Source organism: Enterobacter sp. Y17, from assembly GCF_019730495.1.
GTDB lineage: Bacteria > Pseudomonadota > Gammaproteobacteria > Enterobacterales > Enterobacteriaceae > Enterobacter > Enterobacter asburiae_B.
The window spans coordinates 378,301-403,301 of sequence record NZ_JAASKP010000001.1; the positions used below are offsets into that span (position 1 = coordinate 378,301).

21 protein-coding genes and 1 pseudogene are annotated in these 25,001 nt (G+C 56.1%); 14 read left to right on the forward strand and 8 right to left on the reverse strand.

Translation table 11 applies throughout. The features are described from left to right. Positions 1 to 173 precede the first annotated feature (173 nt). Positions 174 to 2,144 (forward strand): catecholate siderophore receptor CirA, encoded by a 1,971-nt coding sequence (gene cirA / locus HCH49_RS01700; protein ID WP_058841517.1) that lies wholly within the window; start codon positions 174 to 176, stop codon positions 2,142 to 2,144. Between the two features lie 111 nt (positions 2,145 to 2,255). Here cirA and fghA read toward each other — a convergent pair whose 3' ends face one another. Next, entirely contained in the window at positions 2,256 to 3,083 is an 828-nt protein-coding gene (gene fghA / locus HCH49_RS01705; RefSeq protein ID WP_221702061.1) for an S-formylglutathione hydrolase, read from the reverse strand. A gap of 138 nt (positions 3,084 to 3,221) precedes the next feature. Between fghA and HCH49_RS01710 the strand changes: the two genes are divergently transcribed. The 7 genes from HCH49_RS01710 (at position 3,222) to mglC (ending at position 11,415) form a co-directional block, all read left to right on the forward strand. Beyond that, positions 3,222 to 4,370 carry a YbfB/YjiJ family MFS transporter gene (locus HCH49_RS01710; RefSeq protein ID WP_039263162.1) on the forward strand — a complete coding sequence of 383 codons (1,149 nt, stop codon included), beginning with the start codon at positions 3,222 to 3,224 and terminating at the stop codon, positions 4,368 to 4,370. 102 nt (positions 4,371 to 4,472) lie between these two features. Next, a complete protein-coding gene (gene folE / locus HCH49_RS01715; protein WP_023312471.1) occupies positions 4,473 to 5,141 on the forward strand; it encodes a GTP cyclohydrolase I FolE in 669 nt (222 codons plus the stop codon). A gap of 19 nt (positions 5,142 to 5,160) precedes the next feature. Continuing rightward, entirely contained in the window at positions 5,161 to 6,318 is a 1,158-nt protein-coding gene (yeiB, locus tag HCH49_RS01720; RefSeq protein ID WP_193139708.1) for a DUF418 domain-containing protein YeiB, read from the forward strand. A 155-nt stretch (positions 6,319 to 6,473) separates the two neighbouring features. Beyond that, positions 6,474 to 7,496: an HTH-type transcriptional regulator GalS gene (galS, locus tag HCH49_RS01725; RefSeq protein WP_029740403.1), complete on the forward strand. Its 1,023-nt coding sequence runs from the start codon at positions 6,474 to 6,476 to the stop codon at positions 7,494 to 7,496. Positions 7,497 to 7,790: 294 nt separating this feature from the next. Then, on the forward strand, positions 7,791 to 8,789 hold the full coding sequence (gene mglB / locus HCH49_RS01730; protein WP_023312468.1) for a galactose/glucose ABC transporter substrate-binding protein MglB: 999 nt from the start codon (positions 7,791 to 7,793) through the stop codon (positions 8,787 to 8,789). A gap of 79 nt (positions 8,790 to 8,868) precedes the next feature. Further along, positions 8,869 to 10,389 (forward strand): galactose/methyl galactoside ABC transporter ATP-binding protein MglA, encoded by a 1,521-nt coding sequence (mglA, locus tag HCH49_RS01735; RefSeq protein WP_023312467.1) that lies wholly within the window; start codon positions 8,869 to 8,871, stop codon positions 10,387 to 10,389. A 15-nt stretch (positions 10,390 to 10,404) separates the two neighbouring features. Beyond that, on the forward strand, positions 10,405 to 11,415 hold the full coding sequence (gene mglC, locus HCH49_RS01740) for a galactose/methyl galactoside ABC transporter permease MglC (protein WP_008500921.1): 1,011 nt from the start codon (positions 10,405 to 10,407) through the stop codon (positions 11,413 to 11,415). A 49-nt stretch (positions 11,416 to 11,464) separates the two neighbouring features. On the opposite strand, the gene HCH49_RS01745 is transcribed toward mglC, so the two are convergent. From HCH49_RS01745 to HCH49_RS01770, 6 genes are all read right to left on the reverse strand, one after another. After that, the gene (locus HCH49_RS01745; RefSeq protein ID WP_221702877.1) at positions 11,465 to 12,853 is read right to left on the reverse strand and encodes a glutamine synthetase family protein; all 1,389 of its coding nucleotides are present in this window, start codon (positions 12,851 to 12,853) and stop codon (positions 11,465 to 11,467) included. 124 nt (positions 12,854 to 12,977) lie between these two features. Then, positions 12,978 to 13,694: an outer membrane permeability protein SanA gene (sanA, locus tag HCH49_RS01750; protein WP_008500918.1), complete on the reverse strand. Its 717-nt coding sequence runs from the start codon at positions 13,692 to 13,694 to the stop codon at positions 12,978 to 12,980. A 126-nt stretch (positions 13,695 to 13,820) separates the two neighbouring features. Next, positions 13,821 to 14,705, reverse strand: coding sequence for a cytidine deaminase (cdd, locus tag HCH49_RS01755; protein WP_029740399.1), 885 nt, complete (start codon positions 14,703 to 14,705; stop codon positions 13,821 to 13,823). Positions 14,706 to 14,834: 129 nt separating this feature from the next. After that, positions 14,835 to 15,530 (reverse strand): CidB/LrgB family autolysis modulator, encoded by a 696-nt coding sequence (locus HCH49_RS01760; protein WP_029740398.1) that lies wholly within the window; start codon positions 15,528 to 15,530, stop codon positions 14,835 to 14,837. After that, entirely contained in the window at positions 15,527 to 15,922 is a 396-nt protein-coding gene (locus tag HCH49_RS01765) for a CidA/LrgA family protein (protein ID WP_023312463.1), read from the reverse strand. The genes HCH49_RS01760 and HCH49_RS01765 overlap by 4 nt, the downstream gene beginning before the upstream one ends. Positions 15,923 to 16,113: 191 nt before the next feature. Beyond that, the gene (locus HCH49_RS01770) at positions 16,114 to 16,830 is read right to left on the reverse strand and encodes a type 1 glutamine amidotransferase (protein WP_221702063.1); all 717 of its coding nucleotides are present in this window, start codon (positions 16,828 to 16,830) and stop codon (positions 16,114 to 16,116) included. Positions 16,831 to 16,889: 59 nt separating this feature from the next. Between HCH49_RS01770 and HCH49_RS01775 the strand changes: the two genes are divergently transcribed. The 6 genes and pseudogenes from HCH49_RS01775 (at position 16,890) to HCH49_RS01800 (ending at position 24,707) form a co-directional block, all read left to right on the forward strand. Continuing rightward, a complete protein-coding gene (locus tag HCH49_RS01775; protein ID WP_221702064.1) occupies positions 16,890 to 17,687 on the forward strand; it encodes an AraC family transcriptional regulator in 798 nt (265 codons plus the stop codon). A 41-nt stretch (positions 17,688 to 17,728) separates the two neighbouring features. Then, positions 17,729 to 18,661, forward strand: coding sequence for a tRNA dihydrouridine(16) synthase DusC (gene dusC / locus HCH49_RS01780; RefSeq protein ID WP_045888710.1), 933 nt, complete (start codon positions 17,729 to 17,731; stop codon positions 18,659 to 18,661). Positions 18,662 to 18,962: 301 nt separating this feature from the next. Beyond that, on the forward strand, positions 18,963 to 20,309 hold the full coding sequence (locus tag HCH49_RS01785; protein WP_221702065.1) for a carbohydrate porin: 1,347 nt from the start codon (positions 18,963 to 18,965) through the stop codon (positions 20,307 to 20,309). A 166-nt stretch (positions 20,310 to 20,475) separates the two neighbouring features. Next, on the forward strand, positions 20,476 to 21,309 hold the full coding sequence (gene licT, locus HCH49_RS01790) for a BglG family transcription antiterminator LicT (protein ID WP_023616723.1): 834 nt from the start codon (positions 20,476 to 20,478) through the stop codon (positions 21,307 to 21,309). A 24-nt stretch (positions 21,310 to 21,333) separates the two neighbouring features. Then, positions 21,334 to 23,300, forward strand: a pseudogene (gene bglF, locus HCH49_RS01795) (PTS beta-glucoside transporter subunit IIABC). A gap of 12 nt (positions 23,301 to 23,312) precedes the next feature. Beyond that, positions 23,313 to 24,707, forward strand: a complete 1,395-nt coding sequence (locus HCH49_RS01800) for a glycoside hydrolase family 1 protein (protein ID WP_221702067.1) — start codon at positions 23,313 to 23,315, stop codon at positions 24,705 to 24,707. Positions 24,708 to 24,746: 39 nt separating this feature from the next. Here the strand turns inward: HCH49_RS01800 and yohP are convergent, their stop codons facing one another. Further along, positions 24,747 to 24,830 (reverse strand): small membrane protein YohP, encoded by an 84-nt coding sequence (gene yohP, locus HCH49_RS01805; RefSeq protein ID WP_000698460.1) that lies wholly within the window; start codon positions 24,828 to 24,830, stop codon positions 24,747 to 24,749. Between the last annotated feature and the right edge of the window lie 171 nt (positions 24,831 to 25,001).

Here is a 25,001-nt window from a genome sequence, read left to right on the forward strand (position 1 = left end):
GCATTCTGATACAAAGATATATTTCTTAACAATTTAATTGATAATAATTATCGTTTGCTTTATCGTTATCAAAAATAAGCGTGTCACCGACCCACCTCAGATGTGGGCGGCAAGGAAGACGCTGTGAGCAATGATGATTTGATTTAGTTGTATTTACCTCATGGAGATATGGAATGTTTAGGTTGAATCCCTTCGTCAGGGGAGGACTTTGTGCGTCCGCAATGTCCCTGGCCCTGCCTGTTATCGCAGCGGAATCCGGCGACACAATGGTTGTAACGGCCTCCGCGACCGAGCAAAACCTGAAAGACGCCCCGGCAAGCATCAGCGTGATTACCCAGGAAGATTTGCAGCGCAAACCCGTTCAGAATCTGAAAGATGTGTTACGGGAGGTGCCTGGCGTTCAGCTCACGAGCGAAGGGGACAACCGTAAAGGGGTAAGTATTCGTGGACTGGACAGCAGCTATACGCTGATCCTGATCGACGGCAAGCGCGTCAACTCGCGTAACGCGGTATTCCGCCATAATGATTTCGACCTCAACTGGGTGCCGGTTGACGCCATCGAACGAATCGAAGTGGTGCGCGGACCGATGTCTTCTCTTTACGGTTCCGATGCGCTGGGCGGCGTGGTGAACATTATCACCAAAAAAATCGGCCAGAAATGGACGGGCACCCTGAGCGCCGATTCCACGATTCAGGAGCACCGCGACCGTGGAGACACCTACAACGGTCAGTTCTATACCAGCGGTCCGCTGGTGGACGGCCTGCTGGGGCTGAAAGCCTACGGTAGCCTCGCGAAGCGTGAGAAAGACGGTCAGCAGAAGTCCTCTACCACGGCGAGTGGTGAAACGCCGCGCATTGAGGGCTTCACCAGCCGCGATGCGAATGTGGAGTTCGCCTGGACACCGTCTGAAAACCACGACTTTACGGCGGGCTACGGCTTCGACCGTCAGGATCGCGACTCGGATTCCCTCGATAAAAACCGCCTTGAGCGTCAGAACTACTCTCTCAGCCACAACGGCCGTTGGGGCGTCGGCAACAGCGAGCTGAAGGTTTACGGCGAAAAGGTGGATAACAAAAACCCGGGCAACAGCAATCCGATCACTTCCGAGAGCAACGCGGTGGACGGGAAATACGTGCTGCCTCTGGGCGAAATCAACCAGCTGCTGACCTTCGGCGGGGAATGGCGTCACGATAAGCTGAAGGATCCGGTCAACCTGACGGGCGGTTCCAGCAGCAGTACCTCGACAAGCCAGTATGCCCTGTTCCTTGAAGATGAGTGGCGTATCTTTGAACCTCTGGCGCTGACCACCGGCATCCGTATGGATGACCATGATACCTACGGCGACCACTGGAGCCCGCGAGCCTATCTGGTTTACAACGCGACCGATACCGTAACGGTGAAAGGGGGCTGGGCTACCGCGTTTAAAGCGCCGTCACTGCTCCAGCTGAGCCCGGACTGGGTCACCGGCTCGTGTCGCGGTGCCTGTGAGATTGTCGGTAACCCGGATCTGAAACCGGAAACCAGCGAAAGCTTTGAATTCGGTCTGTACTACAGCGGGGAAGAGGGCTGGTTAGAGGGCGTGCAGGCCAGCGTTACCACCTTCCAGAATAACGTGGATGATCGCATCAGCATCAGCCGTACGGCCAATGCGAAACAGGCGCAGGGCTACCCTAACTACGTTGGCCTGAATGCGGACGGTGAACCAATTTTCCGCTACTACAACGTTAACAAGGCGCGTATCCGCGGGGTGGAGACCGAGCTGAAACTCCCGCTGGCGGACGACTGGAAACTGACCCTGAACTACACCTACAACGACGGCCGTGACATCAGCAACGGCGGCAACAAGCCGCTGTCCGATCTGCCGTTCCACACCGCCAACGGTACCGTTGACTGGAAGGCGACGCAGGACTGGTCGTTCTACGTTCAGGGCAACTACACCGGTGAGAAACGCGCGCTGACCAGCAGTGCACCAACGCCGGGTGGCTATGTCATCTGGAATACCGGCGCCGCGTGGCAGGCGACGAAAAGCGTGAAGCTGCGCGCGGGCGTGCAGAACCTGCTGGATAAAGATCTGAGCCGCGACGATTACAGCTATACGGAAGATGGCCGTCGCTACTTTGTCGGTGTGGATTACAAGTTCTGATGCGGCCAGGGTAAAAGCAAAACGGCAACGTAAGTTGCCGTTTTTAGTATTTGTTCCCTCTCCCTGTGGGAGAGGGCCAGGGTGAGGGAATCAGAGCGCACGTAGCCGCACTTACCCAAACAAATGCTCCGCATGGAAGCGGAGATGATCCTCAATAAAGGATGCGATGAAGTAATAGCTGTGGTCATACCCCGGCTGGATGCGCAGCGTCAGCGGCCAGTCCTTCTGGCGTGCCGCTTCTGCGAGCACCGCAGGCTGTAGCTGTCCGGCGAGGAACTGATCCGCATCGCCCTGATCGACAAGCATCGGGATCGCATTTGCCGAGCTGCTGGCCAGCATCAGCGCACAGCTGTCCCATTCCTGCCATTTTGCTTCATCTTCACCCAGATAGTTCGTGAAGGCTTTTTGCCCCCACGGCACCTGCGTTGGGTTCACAATTGGCGCAAATGCCGACACGCTGACGTATTTTCCCGGATTTTTTAACGCCATGATCAGCGCCCCGTGACCGCCCATAGAATGTCCGCTGATGGCGCAGCGGTCGCTTACCGCAAACCCGGACTGAATCAGCGCGGGCAGCTCGTCGCGAATGTAGTCATACATGCGGTAGTGGCCTGCCCACGGCTGCTCGGTCGCATTGAGATAAAACCCGGCGCCTTTACCCAGGTCGTATCCTGCATCGTCGGCCACATCATCGCCACGCGGGCTGGTATCAGGCATCACCAGCGCAATACCCAGCTCGGCGGCAAGTTGCTGCGCGCCCGCTTTGGTGGTGAAGTTTTCGTCGTTGCAGGTCAGGCCCGAAAGCCAGAACAGAACCGGCGGGTTTTCCGTCGGCGGCAGGAAAATGCTGAACGTCATCGCACAGTTCAGGACGGTGGAGTCATGCCGCCAGCGCTGCTGTCGACCTTCAAAACAACGGTGCTCTTCGAGCAGTTCCATGCAGGGCTCCTTAATGAGAATGCGTATTCATAAAAACCATAATACAGCCTTTTCATTGACCTGTGAGTAACTTTCACTTTCGCCAGACGGCGAGATGCTGCATCATAAATTTACTTTTCTTTAACAATTGGAGCGGTCATGGCGCTGCGTATTGCGCTCAGTGGATTTGTCGTTCTGGTGGTGGCGATGGGAATAGGGCGCTTTGCCTTTACGCCTCAGGTGCCGCTCATGATTGCTGCCGGGCAGCTTACGCTGACCAGCGCGGGTCTGGTGGCGGCGATGAATTATCTGGGCTATCTGGTGGGCGCATGGGATGCAATGCGCGCGCACCGCTTTGTGGAAACGCGCCTCTGGCTTGGCATCACCGGCGCGGTTGCGCTGACGCTGCTCTCCGCGGCGGCGGATAACGCCGTCGTGCACGGCCTGCTGCGCTTCGTGATTGGCTGCATGAGCGGCTGGTCGATGGTACTCATTGCCGCCTGGACCAACGAACGGCTGGGGCAGCTGGGTAAACCGGGCCTGAGCGCCGCCGTGTTTGCCGGACCGGGAGCGGGTATTGCCCTGAGCGGGCTACTCGCCGTCTATATCCAGGCGAAATCCCTTTCGGCCGGGGCGGCATGGCAAATCTACGGCGTGCTGGCGCTGGTGCTGATTGCGCTGGTGGCGCGCTACCTTCCGCGATCCGGCCAGCTCCATCGCCCCGGCACCGCGCCGGAGCCGCTGGTGCTGACGGCGGATTTAAAGCGCCTGGTCTGGAGCTACAGCCTGGCCGGGTTTGGCTATATCCTCCCGGCGACCTTTCTGTCGCAAATGGCTGCGGTGCGTTTTCCCGGCAGCCTGTTCGCCCAGTTTGTCTGGCCGATTTTTGGTATCGCCGCCGTGGTGGGCATTGCGCTCAGTATTCTTTTACGCCACACCTCAACGGCGAACCGCAGGCTGGCTATCGTGCTGTGGTTACAGGGGGCTGGCGTGCTGGCGGCCTGGCTGCTGCCGGGGATTGGCGGTTTGCTGACGGGCGGGCTGCTGGTGGGCGGCGGTTTTTTGTGTGCCGTGCAGCTCTCTCTTTTATACGGTCGCGAACTGGCGCCAAACCATACGCGCTATATGGCAGGCCTGCTCACCACCGGGTATGCGATTGGTCAATTGATTGGCCCGATGACCTCGGCGTTATCAACCTGGCTTACCCACCGGCTGGAGCCCGCGCTGGGGCTGGCGGGCGTTGCGCTGTTCGTCGGCGGAGCGCTGGTCTGGAATCGTCACGCTGAAAGGCAACAGCAATTGCAATAATTATCGTCGTGAATACTGGATTATGTGCGCCGCCTCACGCACAATGAGCGCATACTTTTGCCACAACGAGGGCAAAAGACGCCACACCTGCAGGAGAACAAAATGTCATCACTCAGTAAAGAAGCTGCCCTGGTCCACGAAGCCCTGGTTGCGCGCGGTCTTGAAACGCCACTGCGTCCGCCCGTACAGGATTTGGACAATGAAACCCGCAAGCGTCTGATTGCCGGTCATATGACCGAGATCATGGAGCTGCTGAATCTCGATCTGAGTGACGACAGTCTGATGGAGACGCCGCACCGCATCGCGAAAATGTACGTCGACGAAATTTTCTCCGGGCTGGATTACGCCAACTTCCCGAAAATCACCGTCATTGAAAACAAGATGAAAGTGGACGAGATGGTGACGGTACGCGATATCACGCTGACCAGCACCTGCGAACACCACTTCGTGACCATCGACGGTAAAGCGACCGTGGCGTATATCCCAAAAGATACGGTGATTGGCCTGTCGAAAATCAACCGCATCGTGCAGTTCTTTGCTCAGCGTCCGCAGGTGCAGGAGCGTCTGACGCAGCAGATCCTGACCGCGCTGCAAACGCTGCTGGGCACCAATAACGTGGCCGTCTCTATCGACGCGGTTCACTACTGCGTGAAGGCGCGCGGCGTGCGTGATGCGACCAGTGCAACGACCACCACGTCGCTGGGCGGCCTGTTTAAATCGAGCCAGAATACCCGCCAGGAGTTCCTGCGCGCCGTACGTCACCACAACTAAGTCTTACAGGGCAGGAACCATGGAGCGAAACGTCACGCTCGATTTTGTTCGCGGCGTCGCCATTCTCGGTATCCTGCTGCTTAATATCAGCGCCTTCGGCCTGCCGAAGGCGGCTTATCTCAATCCTGCCTGGTATGGCGATATCACGCGCAGTGATGCCTGGACCTGGGCTGTCCTCGATCTCTTCGCGCAGGTTAAATTCCTCACGCTGTTTGCCCTGCTGTTTGGTGCAGGTCTGCAACTCCTCCTCAAACGCGGTACGCGCTGGATCCAGTCGCGCCTGACGCTGCTGGTTCTCCTCGGCTTTATCCACGGGCTGTTCTTTTGGGACGGCGATATTCTTCTCGCGTATGGACTAGTCGGGCTCATCTGCTGGCGTCTGATTCGCGATGCGCACAGCGTAAAAAGCCTGTTTAACACCGGCGTGATGCTCTATGTCATGGGGCTTGGGGTCCTGCTGCTGCTGGGGATGATCTCCGGCGAGGCGACGAACCGTTCCTGGATCCCGGATGCCGCCAACCTGCAGTACGAACAGTACTGGAAGCTGAAGGGCGGTACGGAAGCGATAAGCAACCGCGCGGATATGCTGGGGGATAACCTCCTTGCGCTGGGCGCGCAATACGGCTGGCAGCTGGCGGGCATGATGCTGATGGGCGCGTCACTGATGCGCACCGGCTGGCTGAAAGGGGAGTTTAGCCTGCGTCACTATCGGCGAACGGGTGTCGGGCTGGTGCTGATCGGCGTGCTGATTAACCTCCCGGCGGTAATCACGCAGTGGCATATCCACTGGGATTACCGCTGGTGCGCGTTCCTGCTCCAGGTGCCGCGCGAACTGAGCGCGCCGTTCCAGACCATCGGCTACGCGGCGCTGATCTATGGCTTCTGGCCAACGCTTTCCCGCCTGTGGATCGTCAGCGCTATCGCCTGCGTGGGCCGCATGGCGTTGAGCAATTACCTCCTGCAAACGCTGATATGCACCACGCTTTTCTATCGCTTTGGCCTGTTTATGAAATTCGACCGCCTCACGCTGCTGGCGTTTGTTATTCCGGTCTGGGTGATTAACCTGGCGTTTTCTGTTCTCTGGCTACGCTATTTCCGCCAGGGACCGCTGGAGTGGGTGTGGCGTCAGTTAACCGCACATGCTTCAGGGGTATCATTGAGGAACACATCCAGATAACGATCTGGATCACAATCATTAACAAAACGGATGTAAGCGTTTTCATGAGTGTGAGCTTCTTCACGTAGTCCCCTTTCTCTCGCTGCCAAAATAGCCACCTTGCTAAACACAGGGGGTGTCTGTGAGTTGCTGCAATCCTTTGAAGGATGGTGAATATGATCACCATTCGTGACGTCGCCCGTCAGGCGGGCGTTTCTGTGGCTACCGTCTCACGCGTGCTGAACAATAGCGCGCTGGTCAGCCCTGAAACCCGTGAAACCGTAATGAAAGCCGTGACCCAGCTCGGGTACCGGCCAAATGCCAATGCCCAGGCGCTTGCGACGCAGGTCAGCGACACCATCGGCGTGGTGGTGATGGATGTATCGGATGCCTTTTTCGGCGCGCTGGTCAAAGCGGTCGACGTGGTCGCCCAGCAGCATCAGAAATATGTCCTGATCGGCAATAGCTATCATGAGGCGGAAAAGGAGCGCCATGCCATCGAAGTGCTGATCCGCCAGCGCTGTAACGCCTTGATTGTCCATTCAAAAGCCTTGAGCGATGAAGAGCTAACCGGCTTTATGGATCAGATCCCGGGCATGGTGTTGATCAACCGCATCGTCCCCGGCTATGCCCATCGCTGCGTCGGGCTGGATAACGTCAGCGGCGCCATGATGGCGACGAAAATGCTCATCAACAACGGGCATCAGCGGATCGGCTATCTGGCCTCCAGCCATCATATTGAAGATGACGACCTGCGGCGCGAGGGGTGGCAAAACGCCCTGAAAGAGCACGGCATTACGCCGTCAGAAAGCTGGACAGGCACCGGTACGCCTGACATGCAGGGCGGTGAGGCGGCGATGGTGGAGCTGCTGGGCCGCAACCTGCAGCTTACTGCGGTGTTTGCCTATAACGACAGCATGGCGGCAGGCGCCCTGACGGCGCTGAAAGATAACGGCATTGCGGTGCCACAGCATTTGTCACTCATTGGTTTTGATGATATTCCGATTGCCCGTTACACCGACCCGCAGCTGACAACGGTGCGTTACCCCATTGCCTCTATGGCGAAACTGGCGACTGAGCTGGCGTTACAGGGGGCTGCAGGGCTGCTGGATCCGGGCGCAACGCACTGTTTCATGCCGACTTTAGTGCGTCGGCACTCCGTCGCGGCCCGGCAAATTGTGGTTCCGATCACTAACTGATAACGTGAGGTGATGTAACCGTTTTCAATCTGTGAGTAAATTCACAGTATCTTAACAAGGCGCTGACTATGATGTCAGCGTTTTAGGGGCTGAAACGCTATGTAACGGTGATTATTCACTTTCACTATAGCCAATGTGCCGCAAACAACGAATAAAACGCATTTCTGGAGCGTTACCGAACACGGAAGATAGAAATTTTATAAGTGAACTTCGGCTGTCAGTAACGTTTTATTAACACCTGCCCGCCGATCGTTATTCACAAGAACTACCCTGCATAAAAAAACCGGAGATACCATGAATAAGAAGGTGTTGACCCTGTCTGCCGTAATGGCAAGCATGCTTTTTGGTGCAGCAGCGCACGCTGCGGATACCCGTATTGGTGTGACCATCTATAAATACGACGACAACTTCATGTCTGTTGTACGTAAAGCGATTGAGAAAGATGCGAAAGCAGCGCCAGACGTTCAGCTGCTGATGAACGACTCCCAGAACGACCAGTCCAAACAGAACGACCAGATCGACGTTCTGCTGGCGAAAGGCGTGAAAGCCCTGGCCATCAACCTGGTTGACCCGGCTGCAGCAGGCACGGTTATTGAAAAAGCGCGCGGCCAGAACGTGCCAATCGTCTTCTTCAACAAAGAACCTTCCCGTAAAGCGCTGGATAGCTACGACAAAGCGTATTACGTCGGTACCGACTCCAAAGAGTCCGGTATTATTCAGGGCGATCTGATCGCGAAACACTGGGCGGCGAACCCGAACTGGGACCTGAACAAAGACGGTCAGATTCAGTTCGTGCTGCTGAAAGGCGAACCCGGCCACCCGGATGCTGAAGCCCGTACCACCTACGTTATCAAAGAGCTGAACGACAAGGGTCTGAAAACCCAGCAGCTGGCGTTAGATACCGCGATGTGGGATACCGCTCAGGCGAAAGATAAAATGGACGCGTGGCTGTCCGGCCCTAACGCGAACAAAATCGAAGTGGTTATCGCCAACAACGATGCGATGGCAATGGGTGCGGTAGAAGCGCTGAAAGCGCACAACAAATCCTCCATTCCTGTGTTCGGCGTAGATGCACTGCCAGAAGCGCTGGCGCTGGTTAAATCCGGTGCGATGGCCGGTACCGTTCTGAACGATGCCAACAACCAGGCGAAAGCGACCTTCGATCTGGCGAAAAACCTGGCCGATGGCAAAGGCGCGGCTGATGGCACCAGCTGGAAAATTGAAAACAAAATCGTTCGCGTACCTTACGTGGGCGTAGACCAGTCCAACCTGGCTGAGTTTATCGGTAAATAAGTTAGCGGTACTGTCTCCACTGGGCGCAATTCGTTGCGCCCTTTTATAACGCGATATGCGAGGCCAACAAGGTATAATTATGGTCAGCACAAATACTCAGTCATCCGGTGAATACCTGTTGGAAATGAGCGGTATCAACAAGTCATTTCCCGGCGTTAAGGCACTCGATAATGTTAATTTAAAAGTTCGTCCTCACTCTATTCATGCCCTGATGGGGGAGAACGGTGCGGGTAAATCAACATTATTAAAATGTCTTTTTGGGATCTATCAAAAAGATTCTGGCAGCATTCTTTTTCAGGGGAAAGAGATCGATTTCCATTCAGCGAAAGAAGCACTGGAAAACGGTATCTCGATGGTTCACCAGGAATTAAACCTGGTGCTGCAGCGTTCAGTCATGGATAACATGTGGTTGGGGCGTTATCCAACCAAGGGTGTCTTTGTCGATCAGGACAAAATGTATCGCGACACCAAAGCGATTTTTGATGAGCTGGATATTGATATCGACCCGCGCGCCCGCGTGGGAACATTATCCGTCTCCCAGATGCAGATGATCGAAATCGCCAAAGCGTTCTCCTATGATGCGAAAATCGTCATCATGGACGAACCGACATCGTCATTAACGGAAAAAGAGGTTAATCACCTTTTTACCATTATTCGTAAGCTAAAAGATCGCGGCTGCGGCATTGTGTATATCTCCCACAAAATGGAAGAGATCTTCCAGCTGTGCGATGAGATTACCATTCTGCGCGACGGTCAGTGGATTGCCACGCAGCCGCTGGAAGGGCTGGACATGGACAAGATCATCGCCATGATGGTCGGCCGTTCCCTTAACCAGCGCTTCCCGGACAAAGAAAACAAGCCGGGCGAAGTGATCCTGGAAGTACGTAATCTGACCTCGTTACGCCAGCCGTCTATTCGCGATGTCTCCTTCGACCTGCACAAGGGCGAAATCCTGGGGATTGCCGGTCTGGTCGGGGCTAAGCGTACCGATATCGTGGAAACCCTGTTCGGTATCCGTGAGAAAGCCGAAGGCACTATTACGCTGCACGGTAAGAAAATTAACAACCACAACGCCAACGAAGCCATTAATAATGGTTTTGCTCTGGTGACGGAAGAGCGTCGTTCGACCGGTATTTATGCCTATCTGGATATTAACTTTAACTCGTTAATTTCTAACATTCGCAATTACAAAAACAAAGTCGGGCTGCTGGATAACTCTCGCATGAAGAGCGATACCCAATGGGTTATTGACTCCATGCGCGTGAAAACGCCGGGACACCGCACCCAAATTGGTTCGCTGTCAGGCGGTAACCAGCAGAAAGTCATTATTGGACGTTGGTTATTAACCCAGCCAGAAATTCTGATGCTGGATGAACCGACCCGCGGTATTGACGTCGGCGCGAAGTTTGAAATTTATCAGCTGATTGCCGAGCTGGCGAAAAAGAATAAAGGGATCATTATTATTTCTTCCGAAATGCCGGAATTGTTAGGGATCACGGATCGTATTCTGGTTATGAGCAATGGTCTCGTTGCCGGTATTGTTGACACCAAAACGACAACGCAAAACGAAATTTTGCGTCTTGCGTCTTTGCACCTTTAAGATCAGGGGCTCCTCATGAGTGCGTTAAATAAAAAAAGTTTTCTCACTTACCTGAAAGAAGGCGGTATTTACGTTGTTCTTTTAGTACTGCTGGCTATCATCATTTTCCAGGACCCTACGTTCTTAAGCCTGCTGAACCTGAGTAACATTCTGACCCAGTCCTCCGTGCGTATTATCATTGCGCTGGGCGTGGCGGGCCTGATCGTGACCCAGGGGACGGACCTTTCTGCCGGTCGTCAGGTGGGTCTGGCGGCGGTTATCGCGGCAACCCTGCTGCAGTCGATGGAAAATGCCAACAAGGTCTTCCCGGAAATGGCCACCATGCCGATTTTCGTGGTGATCCTGATTGTCTGCGCCATCGGTGCGGTGATTGGTCTGATCAACGGTATTATTATCGCCTACCTGAACGTGACGCCGTTTATCACCACGCTGGGTACGATGATCATCGTTTACGGTATCAACTCCCTGTACTACGACTTTGTCGGTGCTTCCCCCATCTCGGGTTTTGACAGCGGCTTCTCGACCTTTACGCAAGGGTTCATCGCGCTGGGCAGCTTCCGCCTGTCGTATATCACCTTCTATGCGCTGATTGCGGTGGCCTTCGTCTGGATCCTGTGGAACAAAACGCGCTTTGGTAAAAACATCTTCGCTATCGGCGGTAACCCGGAAGCGGCGAAAGTGTCCGGCGTGAATGTTGCCCTGAACCTGCTCATCATTTATGCCCTGTCCGGCGTGTTCTACGCCTTCGGCGGGATGCTGGAAGCGGGCCGTATCGGCTCTGCAACCAACAACCTTGGCTTTATGTACGAGCTGGATGCAATCGCAGCCTGCGTGGTGGGCGGCGTCTCCTTCAGCGGCGGCGTGGGTACGGTACTGGGCGTGGTGACCGGTGTGATTATCTTCACCGTCATCAACTACGGCTTGACCTATATCGGCGTGAACCCGTACTGGCAGTACATCATCAAAGGCGCCATCATTATCTTCGCGGTTGCGCTGGATTCACTGAAGTACGCGCGTAAGAAGTAATTGCTCCTCGCGTTATCCGGCCCGCTCATCGAGCGGGCTTTTTTATGCCTTATGCCAGATGCGACTCCTCTCGGGTCACGATGCGCTCAAACCAGTCGAGTTCAGAGAGCTTGCAGGCGACCCACTGTTCGGAAAAAGCGTCGCCCAGGCTGTCGGTGAGGTACTGACAGCGGGCAAAGGTCTCAATCGCCTCCTGCTGAAACAGCGGCAGCGCGGGTTCATCATGCTGCGGTTCGGGCAAATCCTCGTCGTCGATGTTTTCCAGCCCGTACAGCATGCCGGTCAGGATAGTTGCTGCCACCAGATAGGGATTGGCATCGGCCCCGGCCAGCCGGTACTCGATACGACGGTTGTGGTCATCCGAGCAGGGAATACGCAGGGCGGCGGAGCGGGTGTTATAGCCCCAGGAGTTAAATACGGGCTCCGTCAGGTTTTTACGCAGGCGACGAAACGCGTTAACGCCCGGCGCAAGAATGGCGACAGAGGCGGGCATCAGCGCCAGCTGCCCCGCGATGCACAAACGCATCATGCTGTTAAGCGCGTTCACCGGGGAAGCAAAGACGTTTTCGCCGTGACGATTGTTCAGGCTGAAATGGAAGTGCAGGCCGCTGCCGGAAAGCTGGCTGAAAGGCTTCGCCATAAAGTTGGCCTGCAGGCCATGCTTTTCGGCAACGAATCGGGTCAGGCGACGAAGCGCCAGCACGTTATCGCAGACCTCAACGACACGATGGCTGTGCTTCAGGTTTAATTCGTACTGACCGGACTCGGCTTCCGCCACGATCCCGCACATCGGGATGTGCTGCAGGTGCGCCAGCTGTTCCAGCTCGTCAAACAACGCCGCGTGGGCCGTCGTAGTATCCATGTGAAAACAGCCCTGATTTTGTGGATCCCGATCTTCATGCCCCGTCAGATAGAACTCGATTTCCGGGGCAATCACCGGGAAGAGGCCGTGCTGGTGGAAGCGGGCCAGCACGTTCTGCAGTATCACGCGCGGCTCAAGCGGGCAGGGGGTGTCGTCGCTGTCTTTCATCGTCAGCAGGATCTGCGCGTTGTGCTGCGGATCTTGCGGGCAGGGGCGCAGGGAGCCGGCGACAGGAACGCAGAGTCGGTCCGGCTCATCATGCAGCGGGGCGGCGATTTTTCCTTTCTGATCCATCGAGTAGACCGAAAGGGGAAAATAACAGCCTTTTTCCAGGCTCAGCATGCTCTCCACCGACAGACGCTTGCCGCGCATCGTGCCGTTGATATCGTTCAGGTAAACGTCAATGTGTTTCGTCTGCGGGGAACGTTCCAGATAATCCGCTACTTCCACTGAAATGTTGTGCTGCAGGGCGTCAATTTTTTCATCAAGCCAGAGACCGGAATTGAGTGCGCCAGGAAGTGATAAACCGGGAAAGTTAAAATACGGACGGAGACTTTTGAGGAAAAACGCATTCATTATTGAGTTCATAGTCATTCTTCAATGAAGCCGTAGCGGCAGTGAACTCAGCTTAAAAGAGCCGACGTAAAGGGGGGATAAAAAGCGTCAGGCCCGGCGTAAAGAAAGTATAAAGGCGGTCCTGTTATTTCTCCTTTTTCTGCATATCAAGCAGCTGCTCGGGCGTGACGGCCGGGTAACCCTGCGCGTCTTCCGGCACTTCGTGCATCGCCGGAATCGGCACCAGCGGGCCTAAAAAGCGCGGTTCGCGTTTGAAGATATACAGATCGGCCAGGGCGCCAAACCGCGCGCCGAACTCGCGCACGCGCACGCTCAGCATATCTTTTGGCGACGGCACCGCGTAACACTGCGCCTGAATGCCCATATGCAGCGCGATAAACAGCGCGCGCTCGCAGTGGAAGCGCTGGGTAATGATGATGAAGTCGTTGGTATCGAAGACTTTACGCGTGCGCACGATGGAGTCCAGGGTGCGGAATCCGGCGTAGTCGAGCACGATATCGGCAGGGTCCACGCCCGCGGCAATCAGGTCCTTACGCATCGTCACCGGTTCATTGTAGCTTTGTAGCGCGTTATCGCCGCTCAGCAGCAGGTAGTTCACCTTGCCGCTGTTGTAGGCGTTCAGCGCGCCCTGAATGCGGTAACGGTAATACTGGTTGATCACGCCGGTGCGGTAATACTTGGCGGTGCCGAGCACCACGCCAACCTGACGATAGGGCAGGTCCTGCAGGTCGTCAAAGATGTACGGGGCGGTTTTCCAGCTCATCCAGCGATCGAGACCCAGCACGATCAACAGCAGTATGCCGACCAGGACAGACAGGCTGTAAAAAACGCGCTTTAACATGGAGATGGCTCGTTCGTGGATGAAATTTAACTCAGGCTACTTTACCCGCCTGGTTAGCGCAAGAAACAGCGACTCAACTGAGGGGTTTTTCAGCAAACTGGCGGGCATTTCTGCCCGCCGGAAGGATTACGCAAGCAGTACGCGGTCAATCGTCGTGCAGCCCAGCGCTTTAAGCGTCGCGGCGGTCGCATCCCACTGAATCAGCGGCGCATCGGCAATTTCTGCCAGAATAGCGCGCTGAATGTCCGGATAGTCATAGCCGTTCAGGCTCAGCAGGTTAAGCGCGCCCTGCAGCGGTGGCAGGGTTGGGTTAAACGCGGCGTTTTCCGCGTAGCTGCCGCTAAAGATCCGGCCATCGCGGCACTGCAGCGCCACGCCGCTCGGAGACTTGCTGTACGGCGTGTGGCTTTTGTTGGCCGCGCGAATGGCCGCCTGGCTCAGGTCATCGCCGGACAGGGCGTAACCGTGGTCCTGCTCGTCCATCAGCAGCGTTTTGATCTCCAGATCTTTCGGGCCAAACGCGTCAGGCAGATAATCCCCCAGCGTGTGCGGCGCGCGGCCCGGCAGGTTGATGCGCAGCTGCAGCCCGCTGTTCAGCTCGTTCATAAACTGACGGCAGTGGCCGCAGGGGGTGTAGTTAACGGTAATGGCGCTCAGGGCTTTTTCACCGCGTAGCCAGGCGTGGCTGATGGCGCTCTGCTCGGCGTGAACCGTTTGCTGCATGGTCGCGCCCAGGAACTCCATATTGCCGCCGAAGTACCAGGTTCCGCTGACGCCGCGCGCAATGGCCCCGACGTTAAAGTGGGAGAGATCGGCCCGCGCGCAGGCGGCAGCCAGAGGAAGCAGTGCGAAAGCCAGCGCGTCTTCGTCCAGTCCCGTTGCCTGTTTCAGCATCGTGACCTGCTCCGCGGTCAGCAGGGCGGGGAAGTGTGCATCTGCCAGAACGGGAGCCAGGGCTGACTGCAAATTCTCTGCAAGCTGGGCGAAAGCAGCTTGAAAACGTGGGTGCATGGCGTTTGCCTCATAAAGGTTAATGGATCGGTAGTTTACGGAGCCGTCAGGGCTTTATATGTGATCCAATTCTCATTATGTATGCAACTTATGAAATCAAAATGAAATTTGCGCGACGCATCGCAAATTTTAGCCCATCACCGCCAGAATCAGCGGGAAAATGAACGGGGCCAGCAGGGAGGTGATAATCCCGCAGATCACCAGCGCCAGGGAGCTAAACGCCCCCTCCTGATAATCCAGCTCCGCGCAGCGGGCGGTGCCCAGGGCGTGGGAAGCTGTTCCCATCGACAGTCCCCGTGCCGCTTTAGTGTGAATACGCATCCCGTTCAGCAGGGTGTGACCAAACACCGCACCGAGAATACCGACGAAAATGACGCACATCGCGCTGATGGCCGGGATCCCGCCGAGGCTGCCGCCGACCGCCATCGCGATAGGCGTAGTTACCGATTTAGGCAGGATAGAGGCGGCAATTTGCGGGGAGGCCCCCATCAACAGCGCCACCGACGTGCCGGTGATCATCGCCACCAGGCTGCCCACAAAACAGATGGTAATGATGGATTTCCAGCGGGCGCGGATCTGGTGGAGCTGCTCATATAAAGGAAAGGCGAGCGCCACAACGGCAGGCTGCAGCAGGTCGTTTAAAATTTTGCTGCCGGCAAAGTAGCGTTCGTAAGGAATGCCGGTGAGCAGCAGGAACGGAATAATCACCACCATCGCCACCAGCAGCGGGTTCAGCAATGGCATTTTGAAGCGTGCGGCAAGCTTGCGCGCGGCGAAGAACACCGCCAGGGTTAACGGCAGCGACCACCAGATATTGGCCATCATTTTTTTGTTTTCTCCCCGACCACGTTACGTTCGCCATGCACCAGATGCGAACTCCAGCTCACCACAAGGAAAACCACCAGCGTACTGACCGCGCAGGAGACCACAATCGGGCCGAACTGGGCCTTGAGCAAATCAAAATACTGCATGACCCCGACGCCGATGGGCACGAAAAGCAGCGCCATATAGCGAATGAGGACGAAGCAGCCGGGGTTGACCCATTTTGCGGGCAGGATTTGCAGCGCCAGCAAAACGAAGAGGATCAGCATACCGATAATGCTGCCGGGAATGACGATCGGCAGCAGCGACGCGATGAAAATCCCGGCGTACAGGCAGGCGTAAATCAGGACGAATGCGCGCAGATATTGCCAGATAATATTCAATGATTTGCTCATGGTGATAGTCCTTGCTGAAACGCATTCATCATACAATTAAACCTAAAAATGTGCCACGGATCACATCATGAAATTTGAGCATACCAGACATTCCAGAATGGAACGTCTGGTATCACCGCACAGGGGCAGGCTACAGTTTAGAGGAAAGGGCGTGCGGTGGCGAAGTGACGAGCCAGAGAAATGCCTCTGAGTCAGGCCTCGCGTTGGGCGGCGAGTTTATCCAGAAAAGAAAACAGCACCTGGTTCATTTCGCGATAATCATGCGAGCGAAGTTTTTCCGCCGTTTCGACAAAACGAAATTCAGCCGCGCGGCGGAGATCGTTCTGCGAATGTTCAATCAGCAGCTCAACCACCTCCGGCGTCAGTTCCATATGACACTGAAAACCGTAAACCCGTTCGCCATATTGCACGATCTGACGGGGGCAGCCCTCGCTGTAAGCCAGCACTTTAGCCTGCGGCGTCAACCCTGGCATGTCGTTATGCCAGTGTCCGACGTTCAGCTCGTGGCCAAAATCCTCAAACAGCGGGTTCGCCTTGCCTGCATCTGTGAGCCTGACGGGAAATTTGCCGATCTCTTTTTCCGGGCTATGGCAAAACGCTGCGCCCAGCGCTTCACCGATAAGCTGCGAGCCCAGACAAACGCCAATCACCGTTTTACCTGCCTCTATTGCGCGGCCGATGAGCCGCATTTCCGCCTGCGCGTCAAACCAGGGGCACTCCTGAAGCGTGGTGGCAGGTGACTGCGGGCCTCCCATGATGATAAGCAAGTCTGTGCTCTGCAGATCCTCGGGTAACGGATCGCCCTGATAAACTCTGGAGTAGCTCATACTACAGCCGCGATTTTTCCCCCAGATATCATATGCGCCTGGCGCTTCGAAATGTTCATGAATGATAAAATGAATGTGCATTGCGTCTCTCTCCGGTTACGTGTACAAGCAGCATCATAAGAGGAAGGGAGGAATGTGAAATGCCAACCGTTATCGATAAAACGCCAATTCACGACGATGCCATCGGATGGTCCAGAGGGGCTATTAGCTATACGCGCGGCGAAGTGGATCCCCCTCACCGGCATCCACAGGGGCAACTTTTGTTTGCCATCAAAGGGGTGATGCTGGTCGAAACCGGCAATAAGCGTTGGGTCATACCGCCACAGCGCGCGCTCTGGATCCCTCCCTTTCAGGAGCATACCTACAGCGTGTTATCCGCAACGGAGCTCCGCGCGGTCTGGTTTAGCCCCGCGCTGATATCGCAATGCCGATCTTTTAAACGGAAAGAAGAGGTTCACGTGATTATGGCGACGGCGTTGTTCAAAGAGCTGATTGCCGGGCTGTTCAGTGCGCAATACCGGCCAGCCAGCCAGCGCAGCATGGCCGTTTTGCTGCTCGAAATCCTCAGCGAGGCGCAGCAGATTTCGGCCGAATTACCGATGCCCGTGGATGAGCGGTTACATCGGGTTGCCTGTGACATCATTGCCAGCAATCTCTGGGACGTTTCGATGGAAAGGCTGGCGGAACAGGTCGCGATGTCTGAACGCACATTCTCACGCGCCTTTATCAAAGATACCGGGTTTAGCTTCCGGGCCTGGCGACAGCGCGCAAGGATTTGTGCCTCGCTGGACCTGCTCGCCAACGGATACCCGGTTAAGCAGGTGGCCTGGATGCTGGGGTTTTCCGGGCAGGCGGCATTTGCGGCGGCGTTTCGCGCCATTGTGGGGGCAACGCCGGCTGACTTTCTCCCTGAACAGAAGCGCTTCCCAGCGATATAGAGAGCGGCTACTATAGCGCGTCTTTTTTCACAGGTACTGCTATGCGTGTTTTACTGGCCCCAATGGAAGGCGTGCTCGACTCCCTCGTGCGCGAGCTTCTGACCGAGGTGAACGATTACGATCTCTGCGTGACGGAATTTCTGCGCGTGGTCGATATGCTGTTGCCGGTAAAATCCTTCTTCCGCCTGTGCCCCGAGCTGCACAACCAGAGCCGGACCTCTTCCGGCACGCTGGTGCGTATTCAGCTGCTCGGCCAGTATCCCGAATGGCTGGCGGAAAACGCCGCCCGCGCGGTTGAGCTGGGCTCTTACGGGGTGGATCTCAACTGCGGCTGCCCGTCGAAGCTGGTGAACGGCAGCGGCGGCGGGGCGACGTTGCTGAAAGATCCTGAGCTGATTTACCGCGGCGCGAAAGCCATGCGTGAGGCCGTGCCTTCGCATTTGCCGGTGACGGTGAAGGTGCGCCTGGGATGGGACAGCGACGCGCGGCAGTTTGAAATCGCCGATGCGGTGCAGCAGGCCGGGGCCACCGAGCTGGTGGTGCATGGCCGCACCAAAGAAGATGGCTACAAGGCCGAGCGCATTAACTGGCAGGCGATCGGTGAGATCCGCAAGCGCCTCACCATTCCGGTGATCGCCAACGGTGAAATCTGGGATTATGAGAGCGCGCAGGCCTGTCTGAAGGCCACCGGCTGCGATGCGGTGATGATCGGTCGCGGCGCCCTGAATGTGCCGAACCTCAGCCGGGTGGTGAAATATAACGAGCCGCGAATGCCGTGGGCAGACGTCGTTACGCTGCTGCAAAAATACAGCCGACTGGAAAAGCAGGGCGACACCGGCTTGTATCACGTCGCGCGAATTAAACAGTGGCTGAGTTATTTACGCAAAGAGTACGATGAAGCGCTGGGATTATTTCAGGAGATTCGGACATTACAGACTTCGTCTGATATTGCCCGGGTGATTCAGTCAAAATAATAAGCGTTAAATTGCTCACACTTTTTTAAATCAGAAAACAGTTCAGGTTTTCAACGTGGCGCGACGGTGTTAAGGTGCCACTGTTTTCAACGCAGGATTGTTACTGGTTAACAGGCAAAACCTAAGCGTTTCACAGCATTTTCGCTGTGGAGCGCTTAGGTTTTTTTTTGCCTCTCGTTTACGCAGGAGAGAAATTTGGCTTAGCGCTTTTTACTGATTTAAAAAAATGAAATATCGACAGGAAATAGAAAAATTTCCTGCGGCCGGTTACGCACAAAATACTCAATCACAGGTTGTTATTATGGCATATAAAAATAAATTCTTTGCGCTCGCCTTATTAGCGATATCCCCGCTGTCGGTGGCGCAAGACTGGAACGGAACGGTATTAGGTTTTGAAGATCCACCGGAGCCTGTTCTGGGCGAAATGCTCGGCATACGTAAAATCCTCAACGATAACGGTTTTACCTGGAATCTCGGATACCTGAATGAAATTGGCTGGAACGGCGGTGGCGGATATAACCACGACTCCCACGTGGCCTATATTGACCAGTTTGCGCTGACCTTCAACCAGGACCTGGAGCGCTGGACCGGTATCCCGGACGCGCGTATCGAGGGGAATATCGTCAACCGTAACCACAATGACGACCTCACCACTAAACGCGTACAGGACCCGCGCGTTAACTTTAACGATCTGACCCAGGAGAGCTGGGGCGGGCAGTCGATTACCCGTCTGGGCTGGCTGACCTTTGCCCGCAGCTTTGACGACCGGCGTCTGACCTGGCGCATCGGGATGATGAACAAGGTGCAGACCTTCGATCAAATCATCCCCTGTGATTTCCAGCTCCTGTCGCAGTGCGGCGGGAAGTCAGCCAACTCGCTGACGTGGAACAACTGGAACGTTCACACCTGGGGCACCACGCTTGCGTATAAATTAACGCCGACGCTGACCCTGAAGGGCGGCGTGATGGAGCAAAATCCCGAAGCCTCCAGCCGCAGCCACGCGTGGAGCTGGTCGACGAAGGGCAGCAAAGGGGTCTTACTGCCGGTTGAAATCGAAGCGCGTCCGCTGATTAACGGCCTGCCGGGGGCGTACAACCTGGGCGTGGTGTTTACCAACGCGCCGCAAACCGATCTTTATCGCGGCAAATCCGGCGGTGCGGGCGCGACGGACCCGAACGGCTTTGATACCCACAGCCGGACCTGGTTCATGTACGCCGGGCTGAACCAGCAGCTTACGCAGCATCAGGATGACCCGAATCGCGGGTTGAGCACCTCTTTCAGCATGAGCCTTGCGGATCAGAGTACCAACTACATGCACCAGGTTTACGCCGCCTCGCTGCGCTACCGCGGGCTTTTTGACGCGCGGCCGGAAGACTGGATTGGCTTCGGGCTAACCTGGATTGATATGAGCAGCCAGTACGCCCGCAACCAGCGCTATATGAACAGCCTGAGCGGCGTGTCGGACTATAACGATCCGGCGTATCACCCGGAGCCAGGCCACTCCCTGAACGGTGAGTTTTATTATCGCTTCCGTCCGGTGTCGTGGCTGGAGCTGCAGCCGGGCATTCAGTACTGGCACCATCCCGGCGGGGTCAGTCGCACCCAGGATGCCTGGGTTACCGAGCTGAAAACGGTGGTGAGCTTCTGATATCACCGTAGCAAGTTCGATCCGCGTCACGTTTCTGACGCGTGATGCATTGAGGCTATGAATGAAACTGATAGAGTGCCAGAACTGGATTGTTACTGCTTAGGCAGGCAAAACCTGATTTTCTGGCATCTGCCGGAGGTCAGGTTTTTTTGTTTCTGGGGTTCAGATGAAAATCGCCAAGATACTCAATAATAACGTGGTGGTTGTTCAGGATGAGCGCGGGCGCGAACAGGTGGTGATGGGCCGTGGGCTGGCCTTTCAGAAGCGCGTCGGCGAAGCGCTGGATACCGCGTTGGTTGAAAAGGTGTTTGCGTTACAAAGCGATGAACTGGTGCGTCGACTCGGAGAGCTGCTGAGTCAAATTCCGCTGGAGGTGATGACCACCTGCGACCGTATCATCGGGCTGGCGGCGCAGCGGCTGGGCAAGCTGCAGGAGAGTTTGTATATCACCCTCACCGACCACTGCTACTTTGCGATTGAGCGGCAGAAGAACGGGCTGGCCATCAAAAACGTGCTGCTGTGGGATATTAAACGGCTGTATCCGAAGGAGTTCGAATTAGGGCAGGAGGCGCGGGCCATTATTGCCAGACGCCTGAACGTCGAGCTGGAAGAGGATGAGGCCGGGTTTATCGCGCTGCATCTGGTCACCGCGCAGCTGAACAGCGAAATGCCGGAAGTGATGCACGTGACGCGGGTGATGCAGGAGATCCTGCAGCTGGTGAAGTATCAGCTGCAGCTTGAGTACGATGAAGAGTCGCTCAGCTATCAGCGTTTCGTCACTCACCTGAAGTTTTTTGCCCAGCGGATGCTGACCCGCACCGTGGTGGAAGATGACGATGTCTCGCTGCATACGGCAGTAAAAGACAACTACGCGAAAGCGTGGAAATGCGCCGAGAAAATCGCCCAGCACCTGAACAAAAGCTATCAGCGCGAGCTGACGACCGAAGAAATTATGTTCCTCGCCATTCATATCGAGCGGGTGAGAAAAGAGGGGCGTTAAGCCTCAAAACAGGATTGTTACTGCATCACGCAGGCAAAACCTGAGCGCGGCCTTCGTCAGAAGGACGTTCTCGGGTTTTTTTATTTTTTGTACTCAGTCAACAGGTGCCTGCAGGCATCGGATGTAAGGAAATCGAGATGGAATACCAGGCTTTAGCGAAGGATATTCTCGGCCACGTTGGCGGAAAAGAGAACATCGTCAGTCTTGTGCACTGCGCGACCCGGCTTCGCTTCAAACTAAAAGAGAATCAACGGGCGGATGCGGAAGGGCTGAAGAAAAACCCGGGCGTGATCATGGTGGTCGAAAGCGGCGGCCAGTTTCAGGTAGTGATTGGCAACCACGTCCACGACGTCTGGCAGGCGGTGCGCAATGAGGCAGGCCTTACCGATGACGCGCCCGCCGTGGAAGAGAGGGGGGAAAAGGGCAACCTGCTGGGCCGCCTGATTGACATCGTCTCCGGGATTTTCACTCCGTTTATCGGCATTCTGGCCGCGTCCGGTATTCTGAAAGGGCTGCTGGCGCTGGCGGTGGTGTGCGGCTGGCTCAGCACTGAGAGCGGCACCTATAAAATCTGGTTCGCCGCCAGCGACGCGCTGTTCTTCTTCTTCCCGCTGGTGCTGGGCTATACCGCCGGGAAAAAATTCGGCGGCAACCCGTTTATTACCATGGTCATCGGCGGGGCGCTCACCCATCCGATGATGATTGCAGCGTTTAACGCCAGCCAGCAGCCGGGCGCGGTATCGGACGCTTTTTTGGGCATTCCTGTCACCTGGTTTAACTACAGCTCGTCGGTGATCCCGATTATTCTCGCCGCGTGGGTCAGCTGCTGGCTGGAAAAGCATAGCACCAGGCTGCTGCCTTCCTCGATGAAAAACTTCTTCGCGCCGCTGATCTGCTTAGGATTAACCGTGCCGCTGACCTTCCTCGTTATCGGGCCGCTGGCGACCTGGCTGAGCCAGATGCTGGCGAACGGCTATCAGAGCATTTACGTTCTGGCACCGTGGCTGGCGGGCGCGGCGATGGGCGCGCTGTGGCAGGTCTGCGTTATTTTTGGCCTGCACTGGGGGCTGGTGCCGTTGATGATTAACAACCTGGCGGTGCTGGGGCATGACTCCATGCTGCCAATGCTATTGCCCGCGGTGTTTGGCCAGGTGGGGGCAGCGCTGGGGATCTTCCTGCGTACCCGCGATGCCCGTCAGAAGATGCTGGCGGGTTCATCGGTAACGGCCGGGATATTTGGTATCACCGAACCCGCTGTGTATGGCGTAAACCTGCCGCTGCGTCGTCCGTTCATCTTTGGCTGCGTGGCGGGAGCTATCGGCGGGGCGATTGTCGGCTTCAGCGATACCCACGTTTACTCCTTCGGCTTCGCCAATATCTTTACCATCGCCCAGATAATTCCGCCGGGTGGGGTAAACGCCACGCTGTGGGGCGGCGTGATCGGCACCGCGGTAGCGCTGGTGCTGAGCTGTGGCCTGACGCTGGTGGCAGGTATGCCGGGACGCGCAGCGGCGGAAGCTGCGGTTACGGCAGGGGAAAACGATGTCTTATCCCCGATGACCGGGACCGTTCTGGCGCTCGACCAGGTGCCGGATACCACGTTTGCCAGCGGCCTGCTGGGCAGCGGTGCCGCGATTATTCCCTCGGATAACAAAGTGGTGGCCCCGTTTGCCGGCGTGGTGGCCTCGCTGTTTCAGACCAAACACGCCATCGGCCTGCTCAGCAACAGCGGGATAGAAGTGTTAATCCACGTGGGTATCGATACCGTGAAGCTAGACGGCAAGCCGTTTACCGCCCACGTGAAGGTGGGCGACAGGGTGCAGCCCGGCGATCTGCTGCTGGAGTTTGACCGACAGGCGATTATCGATGCCGGATACGACCTGGCGACCCCGATCATTATCAGTAACAGCGATGAGTATCGTGACGTGGTGACCGTGGCGGCAACGTCCGTCAGCGCCGGTGCTCCGTTACTCAGCGTAAGCCATCAATAACAGGAGAACGTGATGAAAACTTTCCCGGACGATTTTTTATGGGGCGGCGCGGTTGCCGCGAATCAGGTAGAAGGCGCGTATCTGGAGGAGGGGAAAGGGCTGTCCACCTCGGACGTTCAGCCGCAGGGTGTCTTCGGCCCGGTGGTTGAGCGCGTGGCGGGCGACAGCGGCATCAAGGACGTCGCCATCGACTTCTATCACCGCTACCCGGAAGACATCAAACTGTTCGCTGAGATGGGCTTTAACTGCCTGCGCGTCTCCATTGCCTGGACCCGCATTTTTCCGAACGGCGACGAGCTGCAGCCTAACGAAGCGGGGCTGGCGTTTTACGACCGGCTGTTTGACGAGCTGGCCGCGCACAGCATTACCCCGCTGGTAACGCTCTCGCATTACGAAATGCCGTGGGGGCTGGTGAAGCAGTACGGCGGGTGGGGCAGCCGCCAGACCATTGGGTTCTTCGAGCGCTACGCCCGCACCGTGTTTGCGCGCTACAAGGAGAAGGTGAAGCTCTGGCTGACCTTCAACGAGATCAATATGTCTCTGCACGCGCCGATGACCGGCGTGGGCCTGCCTGAAACCAGCAGCAAAGGTGAGGTGTACCAGGCGATCCACCACCAGCTGGTGGCCAGCGCGCTGGCCGTGAAGGCCTGCCACGAGATTATCCCGGATGCCAGAATCGGCAACATGCTGCTGGGCGGCCTGATGTACCCGCTGACCTGCAAGCCGGAAGATGTTCTGGAGACGCTGCAGGAAAACCGCGCGTGGCAATTCTTTGGCGACGTGCAGTGCCGTGGCGCCTATCCGGGGTATATGCAGCGCTTCTTCCGCGACAATGGTATTCAGCTTGAGGTCACGGATGACGACCGCGAGGCGCTGAAATCGACCGTCGATTTTATCTCGTTCAGCTACTACATGACAGGCTGCGTTACCGCGGATGAGGCCCTCAACCAGCAGGCGCGCGGCAATATCCTGAGCATGGTGCCAAACCCGCATCTGGCAAGTTCCGAATGGGGCTGGCAGATTGACCCCATCGGCCTGCGTACCCTGTTGAACGTGCTCTGGGATCGCTATCAGAAGCCGTTGTTTATTGTGGAAAATGGCCTGGGGGCGAAGGATAAACCGGATGCGGACGGCGTGGTGCAGGATGACTATCGCATCAGCTACCTTAACGACCACCTGGTGCAGGTGCGTGAAGCGATTGATGACGGCGTTGAGGTGATGGGGTATACCAGCTGGGGGCCAATCGACCTGGTGAGCGCGTCTAAAGCTGAACTCTCCAAGCGCTACGGCTTTATTTACGTCGATCGCGATGACAGCGGTAACGGCACGCTGGCGCGCAGCCGTAAGAAAAGTTTCTACTGGTATAAAGAGGTGATTGCCACGAAAGGGGCTTCGCTGAAAGCCTGATATTAATGACGTTGCCCGGCTCTGAGCCGGGCAAATAGATTAGAAAATCATCTTGAATACGCCGGTAACCACTAAGAGCCCTATCAGAAATATAATTAAAATAGCCCACAGTAATATTTTCATTCCTTTCTCCCGCTCATGTATGTCCTGAATAAGTGTAGCAGCGTATTTATATTTGGCGTGAATGCATTGAATTTAATCACTCTCTTCGGGAATAAATTTCCGGGTATTAAAATGTATGACAATTTGCGGATTGCCACGCGTTACTAAAAAAATGAACGATATCGAGCGTAA